The sequence below is a fragment of the Kitasatospora sp. NPDC007106 genome, assembly GCF_040634455.1.
Classification (GTDB): Bacteria; Actinomycetota; Actinomycetes; order Streptomycetales; family Streptomycetaceae; genus Kitasatospora; species Kitasatospora arboriphila.
Genome location: NZ_JBEYFP010001164.1, coordinates 1 through 1553 on the forward strand (window position 1 = coordinate 1; position 1553 = coordinate 1553).

Annotated in this window: 1 protein-coding gene and 1 pseudogene; both read left to right on the forward strand. The window is 74.2% G+C overall.

Annotated features, from left to right (window positions below):
- The first annotated feature begins 62 nt into the window (after nucleotides 1–62).
- Nucleotides 63–650 carry a hypothetical protein gene (locus ABZ641_RS36775; protein ID WP_344626546.1) on the forward strand — a complete coding sequence of 196 codons (588 nt, stop codon included), beginning with the start codon at nucleotides 63–65 and terminating at the stop codon, nucleotides 648–650.
- A 389-nt stretch (nucleotides 651–1039) separates the two neighbouring features.
- Nucleotides 1040–1486: pseudogene (locus ABZ641_RS36780) on the forward strand (CbxX/CfqX); the annotation flags it as partial.
- Between the last annotated feature and the right edge of the window lie 67 nt (nucleotides 1487–1553).

The window sequence follows — 1553 nt, forward strand, 5'->3', positions numbered from 1 at the left end:
CGGCACGCGTGCCCGCTCCGGGGTGCTCCGGTCCCGGCGGTGCGCCGCCGTACGCTGGCCGCATGACGGAACTCGGTGATCTCGCGATCCGGCTGGCGGCACTGCCGCCGTCCCTGGGCCCGGTCCGGCTGGTCGCGGTCGACGGACACGCGGGCTCGGGCAAGACCAGCTTCGCCGACAAGCTCGCCGCCGAACTGGGCGGCGCCCCGGTGGTGCACCTGGACGACCTGGCCACGCACGAGGAGCCCTTCGGCTGGACGGGGCGGCTGCACGACCAGGTGCTGGCCCCGTTCGCGCGCGGCGAGGACGCCACCTACCCGGTGTACGACTGGGAGCGGCACCGCTTCGGCGAGCCGTGCACGGTGCCGGCCGCCCCGGTGGTACTGGTGGAGGGGGTGGGCGCGGGCCGGCGCGCGGTGCGCCCGGTGCTCGCCCACCTGGTGTGGATGGAGCTTGACGCCGCGTCCGCGAACGCCCGCGGGCTGCTGCGGGACGGCCCGGAACTGGCGGCGTTCTGGCAGAGCTGGATCCGCGCGGAGCGGGCGCACTTCGCCGCCGACCCGAGCCGTCCGCACGCCGACGTGACGGTCGACGGGATCACCGGGAGGATCGTCGGGTGTACCCACGGTGAACCCGCATCACCCTCTTGACCTGGGCTGTCGCCAGGATTTAAGTTCATGGCGTCGCGAGATTGTTGATCTCGCAACCTCTCGACACGGCATCTCCGGCTTGTTCCCCCGTGAGCCGGAGATGCCGTTCTGCGTTCGCGGCCCCGCCGCCCGCCGCTCAACGACCGCGCTGCCACGGATATTTGACCCGGCGCGGCACCCTTCCGGATCAGCGCGGCCCCGGTACGATTCCAGGCAGGCGCGCATGCGCCCCGGGGGCTGCGCGAACTGACGGATGGTCCGTCCGGCGATCCGTCGGCCGACCGGGCCTCGATGCACACTGCGGGGGGCGTGGGGTGACGGTGGACAGCGGCAACGGTTCCGGCGGCACAGGACCGCACAGGCAGGCCGACCGGGCCTGGCTCAGGGCGATGGACGCGTACGCGGCGGGCTCCTACGCCCGCGCCGAGGAGGAGTTCCGCGCGGCCGTCCGGCTCGATCCGGGCATGGCCGACGCCTGGCTCGGACTGCACGCACTGCGCTGCGACACCTCCGGCGCACTGCTCGCGATGCACCGCCACCGGGCCCGCTTCGGCGAGCAGCGGCTGCGCCACCGGCGCCCGCTCAGCTCCTGGTACTGGCTCGGCTGGTGGGTGCAGCCGGTCCTGGAGGACGGCCGCGACCTCGCGCTCGCGCACGCCTCGCACTGGCTCGACGGCCGGCACCTGGCCGAGCTCGACCGCGCCCTGGCTGACTGCCCGCCGCCCGACGAGGACCCGTCGGTGCGCTTCCTGCACGCCTGCCGCTCCTACCTGGTGAAGGACTGGGAGCAGCTGATCCGGGACACCGACCGGCTGCTGGACGACCCGCTGCTGGGCTGCTGACCGGCTGGGGCTTCGGTCTGACCGCGCTGGCCGGCGGCTCGGCCGGGTTCTACGCCGCCAC